This is a genomic window from Gluconobacter sp. P1D12_c (assembly GCF_018812105.1).
Classification (GTDB): Bacteria; Pseudomonadota; Alphaproteobacteria; order Acetobacterales; family Acetobacteraceae; genus Gluconobacter; species Gluconobacter oxydans_A.
In genome coordinates, this window is record NZ_JACSIQ010000822.1 from 1 (window position 1) to 369 (window position 369).

Annotated in this window: 1 pseudogene; it reads right to left on the minus strand. The window is 58.0% G+C overall.

Features of this window, described 5'->3' with window-relative positions:
- A pseudogene (locus KP705_RS19365) lies at window positions 1–361 on the minus strand (Tn3 family transposase); the annotation flags it as partial.
- Window positions 362–369 lie beyond the last annotated feature (8 nt).

A 369-nucleotide genomic window follows, 5' to 3' on the forward strand; every position in this document is an offset into this window, starting at 1 on the left:
TCACCTCACCAAGCTGGTTGAAGAAGAGCGCCCGAGCCAGCGCATTCCGGGCTTCTCCCTTGTTGAGGCCTGCCTGGGTTCGCATGCGCAAATCAAGATCCTGTATCCAGTCGAGCATGAAAACCGACCGCTCGATCCGGCCAACTTCACGCAAGGCCACAGCCAGACCATTCTGACGGGGATAAGATCCGAGCTTCCGCAGCATGGCCGAGGCCGTCACGGTTCCACTCCGAATGGATGTGACCAGACGCAGCAGGTCGTCCCAGTGGGCCGCAACATGATCGGTAGTGATCGGGTCACCGGCCATTCCACTCAGGAGATCACAGGGGCTTTGATCTGGATACAGGTGAAGTTTCCGCTCTTACAGAT